Raw genomic sequence first — 6,708 nt, forward strand, 5'->3', positions numbered from 1 at the left:
GCCAGGAACGGCCCCCTCTGCGGCTCCCCTCCCCCCTTCCAGGAGCCATCATGAGCACCGAGCCCCGCTGGTCCTTCGAGACCCGCCAGATCCACGCCGGCCAGACGCCCGACCCCACCACCGGGGCACGCGCCCTGCCGATCTACCAGACCACGTCGTTCGTCTTCCCCGACGCGGGCGTCGCGGCCGACCGCTTCGCCCTCAAGGACCTCGGCCCCATCTACACGCGTATCGGCAACCCGACCGCCGAGGTCGTCGAGAACCGCATCGCCAACCTCGAGGGCGGCGTGGGCGCGCTCCTCCTCGCGTCGGGCCAGGCCGCGACCACCTTCGCGATCCTCAACGTCGCCGAGGCGGGCGACCACGTCGTGGCCAGCCCGTCGCTGTACGGCGGCACGTACAACCTGCTCCAGTACTCGCTCGCCAAGCTCGGCATCGAGACCACGTGGGTCACCGACCCGCACGACCCGCAGGCCTGGCGCGACGCGGCCCGCCCGAACACCAAGGCGTTCTTCGCCGAGACCATCCCCAACCCGAAGGCCGACATCCTCGACATCGAGGCAGTGGCCGCCGCCGCGCACGAGGTCGGCGTCCCGCTCATCGTGGACAACACGGTCGCGACGCCCTACCTGCTGCGCCCCATCGAGTTCGGCGCGGACATCGTCATCCACTCCGCGACCAAGTACCTCGGCGGGCACGGCTCGGCGATCGGCGGCGTGATCGTCGACTCCGGGAACTTCGACTTCTCGAAGGACCCCGAGCGGTTCACGAGCTTCAACACCCCGGACCCGAGCTACAACGGGATCGTGTACGCCCGCGACCTGGGCGTGGACGGCATCCTGGGCGCGAACCTCGCGTACATCCTCAAGGCGCGCGTGCAGCTCCTGCGCGACCTCGGGTCGGCCATCTCGCCCTTCAACGCGTTCCTCATCGCCCAGGGCATCGAGACCCTGTCGCTGCGCGTCGAGCGCCACGTCGAGAACGCCAAGACCGTCGCGGCCTGGCTCGAGTCTCGCGACGACGTCCTGTCGGTGGGCTACGCGGGTCTCCCGTCGAGCCCCTGGTACGCCAACGCGCAGAAGTACACGCCGCGCGGTGCGGGCGCGATCGTCACGTTCGAGCTCGACGGCGGGGCCGAGGCCGGCCAGGCGTTCGTCTCGGCGCTCGCGCTCCACTCGAACGTCGCCAACATCGGCGACGTCCGCTCGCTCGTCATCCACCCGGCGTCCACGACGCACGCCCAGCTCAGCCCCGAGGAGCAGGTCACGGCGGGCGTCACGCCCGGCCTCGTCCGCCTGTCCGTCGGGATCGAGCACGTCGACGACATCCTCGCGGACCTCGAGGCGGGCTTCATCGCCGCGAAGTCCGCACAGGGAGCCGACGCCGCGGCCGCTGCCTCGGTCGTGGCGGAGTAGGGCACGGGGACCCACGATGGCGATTCTGGACGGCCGGGGCGCCCCCGGTGCCCCGGCCGTACAGTGGTCGGCAATGACTCTCCCGCCCCCTTCCGCGTCCTCCCGCCCGCACGCGCGGCGCGGGTCGGACTCGCGCGCACGGGCCAAGGCGCCCGTGCCGGCCACGGCCGCGTGGCGCGAGGGGGACGACGCCGGAGCCCGCCTCTTCGCGGACGTCGGCACGTTCGACCTCGAGGCCGGGGGGCGCCTGCCGGACGTCCGCGTCGCGTACGAGACCTGGGGCACGCTCGCGCCCGACGGCTCGAACGCCGTGCTCGTCCTGCACGCCCTGACGGGCGACTCGCACGTCGTCGGTCCTGCCGGCCCTGGCCACCTGTCGGCCGGCTGGTGGGAGGCCATGGTCGGGCCGGGCGCCCCGATCGACACCGACCGGTACTTCGTCGTCGCACCCAACGTCCTGGGCGGCTGCCAGGGCACCACGGGGCCCGCCTCGGCGGCCCCCGACGGCCGGCCGTGGGGCGGGCGCTTCCCGCGCATCACGACGCGCGACCAGGTCGCCGTGGAGATCGAGCTCGCGCGGGCGCTCGGCATCTCGTCGTGGGCGCTCGTGATCGGCGCGTCCATGGGCGGGCTGCGCGTGCTCGAGTGGGCGATCCTCGGCCCCGAGTCCGGCATCTCGGTCGAGTCGGTCGCGGTCATCGCGTCGGCCGCGCAGACCTCGGGAGACCAGATCGCCTGGGCGCACCCGCAGATCGGCGCCATCCGTGCGGACCCGCAGTTCCGGGGCGGCGACTACTACGACGTGCCCGACGACCAGGGACCCCACGTGGGCCTGGGCATCGCGCGGCAGATCGCGCACGCGACCTACCGCAGCGCCCGCGAGCTCGACGAGCGCTTCGGCCGGCTGCCCCAGGGCGGCGAGGACCCGTTCACGGACGGGCGCTACGCCGTCCAGTCCTACCTGGACCACCACGGCGACAAGCTCTCGCGCCGCTTCGACGCGAACTCCTACGTCGTGCTCACCGAGTCCATGCTGACCCATGACCTGGGCCGCGACCGCGGTGGCGTCGACGAGGCCCTGGGCCAGATCACGGCCCGCACGCTCGTCGTGGCCGTCGACACCGACCGCCTGTTCCTCCCCGAGGACTCGGCACGCATCGCGCAGAAGGTCCCGGGCGCGCAGCCCCTGCGGCTGCTGCACTCGGAGTTCGGGCACGACGGCTTCCTCATCGAGTTCGACCAGCTCGGACCGATCGTCACGCAGTTCCTGGCGGAGCGCGCGCAGGTCTGAGAAGCCCCCTCGCGCCGGGCCGGACCTGGACCGCGCATCGGCCGTTCCGGTCCCCGTGGCCTGCGCGGTGCGTGACGCCGCGCCCCCGACCAGGCACGATGTCCCCATGACCGCAGACCTGACCGAGGCCACCGCCGCCCTCCACGCCCAGTGGGACCGCCTGGAGAGGTGGCTCGGCTCGCTCGACGACACCCTGGACGACGCGGTCGACCAGCCCAGCGTCCTGACGGGCTGGACCGTGGGCGAGCTCGTGTCGCACCTAGGGCGCGCCATGGACGCGCTCGTGGCCGCGACGCCCGTCGCGCCCGGCACCAACCCCCTGACCCTCGCCGAGTACCTCGGCACGTACCCCGAGCGCGCCGAGCAGATCGCCCAGGTGACCCGTGCGCTCGACGAGGAGATCGCCGCCGACCGCCTCACCGCGGTCTCGGGCTACGCGCGCCGGGCGTTCGCGCGCCTCGACGAGCTCGCCCCGACCGAGACCGTAATCCAGGCCCGTCGCGGCCCCATCACGCTGCGCGACATGGTGGTCTCCCGGCTCATCGAGCTCGTCGTGCACGCCGACGACCTCGAGCGCAGCCTGCCCGGGGTCGCGGAGAAGGCCGTCGACCGCGGCGCCCTGGACCTGGTCGCGGCCGAGCTGCTGCGCATCGTCGTGACGCGCGGCGGGTGGAGCCTCGAGGTCGTCGACCCGCGCCTGTGGGTCCGGCTCGCGACGGGCCGCACCCCGTACGACACCGACGACCTGGCCCGCGCGCTCGCGCCGCTCCACACCTCGGACTCGGTCCCGGACCTGGGGCGCATGCTGCCGCTGCTCTGAGGGTCGCCGCCCTCGGTGCGGCGGACCGGCACCAGGGCCCGGCCGCACCAGGGCCCGGCCGCCCCAGGCCGCCCCACTATGCTCGACCGGTGGTGAACGACGCGCGGGTGACGGTCCTGGCAGGCGGTGTGGGTGGCGCGAAGCTCGCCCACGGCATGGAGCTCGCGGGGGCCGACCTCACGGTCGTGGTCAACACGGCCGACGACGTCGAGCTGCACGGCCTCGCGATCAGCCCCGACCTCGACACCGTGACGTACACGCTCGCGGGGCTCGCCGACGACGTGCGCGGCTGGGGCCTGGCCGGGGAGACGTACGCGACGCTCGAGGCCATGCGGCGCCTGGGCGAGGACACCTGGTTCACGCTGGGTGACAAGGACCTCGCGACCCACGTGGTGCGCACGGCGCGCCTGCGCGCCGGGGCCACGCTGACCGAGGTCACGGCGCAGATCACCGGCTCGCTCGGGGTCCGCGCACGCCTGCTGCCCATGACGGACGACCTCGTGGCGACCGTGGTCGAGACGGCCGACGGCCCGCTCGGCTTCCAGGAGTACTTCGTCGCCCGCCAGCACCGCGACGAGGTCCTGGGGCTGACGTTCGTGGGGGCCGAGCAGGCGTCCCCGGCGCCGGGCGTGCTCGACGCGGTCTCCGGTGCGGGCCTGCTCGTCGTCGCGCCGTCGAACCCGTTCCTGTCGATCGTCCCGGTCCTGGCCGTGCCGGGGGTCCGCGAGGCCCTCGCGTACTCGACCGCGCGGCGTGTCGCGGTGAGCCCGATCATCGGAGGCCGCGCGCTCAAGGGGCCGGCGGCGTCGGTGCTCGCGAGCCTGGGGCACGACGTCTCGGCCCTGGGTGTCGCGCGCCTGTACGTGGGACTGGTCGACGTCATGTGCATCGACGAGGCCGACCGGGACCTCGCGCCCGCGATCGAGGCGCTGGGCCTCGAGGTGCTCGTGACGGACACGGTCATGGGTGGCGCGGAGGGACGCGAACGACTGGCTCGCGAGCTCCTCGCCACGGCATCGGCATGACGCCCGACGGCGCCACGCACCGCGGGAGAGCCGGTGCGGCGGGTGCGTCCCCAGCCAGGCAGCGGGTGGTTGCCGTGGTGCCGCTGCGCGACGGGTTCTCGGGCAAGTCGCGGCTCGCGGCGGTGCTCGACCCCGCCGAGCGCAGCCGGTTGATCGCGGTGCTCGCCCGGCACGTGGTGGGGACGCTGCTCGCGAGCGAGGCCGTGGAGCGGGTGCTGGTCGTGACGTCGGACCCGCGGTTCGCATGGCGTGCGCTGGGGAGCCTGGTGCCGCCCGCGCCGCCGCCCCTGGACGACGCCCCGGGTTCGCCGAGGGCGACGGGTGCGCCCGTCGAGGGCGACGGACCCGGCGCCGAGGGCGACGGCCCCGGCGCCGAGGGGGACGGCCCCGGCCGGCTCCAGATCGTCCTGCAGCCTGCGAGCCGCCCCGGCCTGAACGCCGCGCTCGACGTCGGTCGTGAGCTCGTGGTCGGCACCTCGGGCAGCTCGGGAGCTGTCGACGGTCCCGCGGGACCCGTGCGACTCCTGGTCGCCCACGCAGACCTCCCTGCCCTCACGGTCGAGGACGTCGAGTCGCTGCTCACCGAGGACTCACCCGTCGTGGTCGCGACCGACCGGGTGCGTGCGGGCACCAACCTCCTGGTGCTCGACGCCGACGCGCCGTTCACGTTCCGGTTCGGCGTCGGGAGCCTCGAGGCCCACCTGGCCGAGGCGGACCTGCGGGGCGTGCGCGCCGCCGTCGTGCACCGGACGGGGACCGCGGTGGACCTCGACACGCTCGACGACTGGGCCGAGCTGCCCGCGGACGTGCGGGCACGGGACGAGTTGTCAGAGCTGCACCGGGCCATGGACCGGGCCAGTTCTGACACCTGAGCCGCGCGCCTGTCAGGGCGGGTGCGGTAGGACCGGTCGCGCTCGTCCGGCACCTCGGCGTGAGCGACGCTCCGTTGCCGGCGCTCCCGGCGGGTGGCATCGTGACCGCATGGGGATCGAGGTGCGGCCCGCGACGGTGTTCGCCGACGTGAGGACGATGGTCGGGCCCAAGCGGCCCGACGCCAACGTGTGCTGGTGCCTGAGCTACCGCATCGGTTCGAAGGAGAACGTCGCGCTCGTGGGCCCCGAGCGCGGGACGCTCGTCGAGGAGCTCTGCCGTCAGGACCCTCCGCCGGGGGTGCTCGCGTACGAGGGGGACGAGGTCGTGGGCTGGGCCGCGGTCCACCCGCGCGCCGACACGAGCTTCGCGCGCAACCGCAAGATCCCGCACGTCGACGACCTCGACGTGTGGTCGGTGTGGTGCCTGCGGGTGCGGCCCGGGCACCGTGGCGCGGGGATCTCGCACCGGTTGCTCGAGGGCGCGGTCGCGTTCGCGCGCGAGCACGGGGCGCCCGCGGTCGAGGGCTACCCGCTCGACAACGAGGGCAGGAAGATCGACCTGACCATGGCGTACGCGGGCACCAAGAAGCTCTTCGAGGACGCGGGGTTCACCCAGGCGGCGACGACCGGCTCGGTGCTCAACGGTTTTCCGCGCGTCCTCATGCGGCTCGACCTGCGCTGACCCCGACGAGCTGTCAGAGCTGCACCGGGCTGTCCCCCGGTTCACTTCTGACAACTGGTCCGTGGAGCGCGACCGATCCTCCGGTCACCTCCGCAGCACCTCACCTCCCGCTGCAGCTCACCACCCGCCGCGGTGCACCACGTCCTCGAGCGGTCGCCGTGGGCGCCTCGTCGGCGACCCGCCCGACGACGCAGCACCGGTCCCCAGCCCTGCCGCGCCTTCCCGAGGAGCCGGGTCCGCCGCGTGCCCCACCGCGACCACCCCGGTGACCAGGAGCTCGCGCGGCACACCGAGCTCGGCGCGCAACGCCTCGACCTGCCCGGGCGGGACCCCGAAGAAGCACGCCCCGAGCCCCTCGTCGACCGCCGTCTGGAGCATGAGCAGCGACGCCATGCCCGCGTCGACGTGCCAGTACGGCACGTCCCACGGCGACTCCCCCTCGCCCGCGGACTGAGCCGCGGCGCGCGCCTTGTCGTCCTCGGCGTACCGCGCGAGGTAGGCGTCGCGCGACGTCAGGACCACCACGAGCACGGGGGCGGTCCGCATCCCGGCGAGCCACCGGCTCTCCTTCGCGGCGCCGCGAAGGAGAGCCGGTGGCTCGCC

General features: G+C 74.1%; 7 protein-coding genes. 6 read left to right on the top strand and 1 reads right to left on the bottom strand.

Annotated features, from left to right (window positions below):
• The first annotated feature begins 50 nt into the window (after nucleotides 1–50).
• The 6 genes from OERS_RS19955 (at nucleotide 51) to OERS_RS19980 (ending at nucleotide 6,105) form a co-directional block, all read left to right on the top strand.
• A complete protein-coding gene (locus tag OERS_RS19955) occupies nucleotides 51–1,415 on the top strand; it encodes a bifunctional o-acetylhomoserine/o-acetylserine sulfhydrylase (RefSeq protein ID WP_056760622.1) in 1,365 nt (454 codons plus the stop codon).
• A gap of 73 nt (nucleotides 1,416–1,488) precedes the next feature.
• Complete coding sequence (gene metX, locus OERS_RS19960; RefSeq protein ID WP_068627740.1) at nucleotides 1,489–2,706, top strand: homoserine O-acetyltransferase MetX; 1,218 nt, start codon at nucleotides 1,489–1,491, stop codon at nucleotides 2,704–2,706.
• A 106-nt stretch (nucleotides 2,707–2,812) separates the two neighbouring features.
• Nucleotides 2,813–3,526 (top strand): maleylpyruvate isomerase N-terminal domain-containing protein, encoded by a 714-nt coding sequence (locus OERS_RS19965; protein ID WP_056645198.1) that lies wholly within the window; start codon nucleotides 2,813–2,815, stop codon nucleotides 3,524–3,526.
• A gap of 89 nt (nucleotides 3,527–3,615) precedes the next feature.
• The gene (gene cofD, locus OERS_RS19970) at nucleotides 3,616–4,551 is read left to right on the top strand and encodes a 2-phospho-L-lactate transferase (RefSeq protein WP_248948787.1); all 936 of its coding nucleotides are present in this window, start codon (nucleotides 3,616–3,618) and stop codon (nucleotides 4,549–4,551) included.
• A gap of 65 nt (nucleotides 4,552–4,616) precedes the next feature.
• Nucleotides 4,617–5,423, top strand: coding sequence for a CofC family guanylyltransferase (locus OERS_RS19975; protein ID WP_068627744.1), 807 nt, complete (start codon nucleotides 4,617–4,619; stop codon nucleotides 5,421–5,423).
• Nucleotides 5,424–5,532: 109 nt separating this feature from the next.
• Nucleotides 5,533–6,105 carry a GNAT family N-acetyltransferase gene (locus OERS_RS19980; protein ID WP_068627742.1) on the top strand — a complete coding sequence of 191 codons (573 nt, stop codon included), beginning with the start codon at nucleotides 5,533–5,535 and terminating at the stop codon, nucleotides 6,103–6,105.
• A gap of 117 nt (nucleotides 6,106–6,222) precedes the next feature.
• Here the strand turns inward: OERS_RS19980 and OERS_RS19985 are convergent.
• The coding region (locus tag OERS_RS19985; RefSeq protein ID WP_083201631.1) for a nitroreductase family protein at nucleotides 6,223–6,708 on the bottom strand (486 nt) is incomplete at its 5' end.

The sequence above is a fragment of the Oerskovia enterophila genome (assembly GCF_001692445.1).
In the GTDB taxonomy this organism is placed as follows: Bacteria; Actinomycetota; Actinomycetes; order Actinomycetales; family Cellulomonadaceae; genus Oerskovia; species Oerskovia enterophila.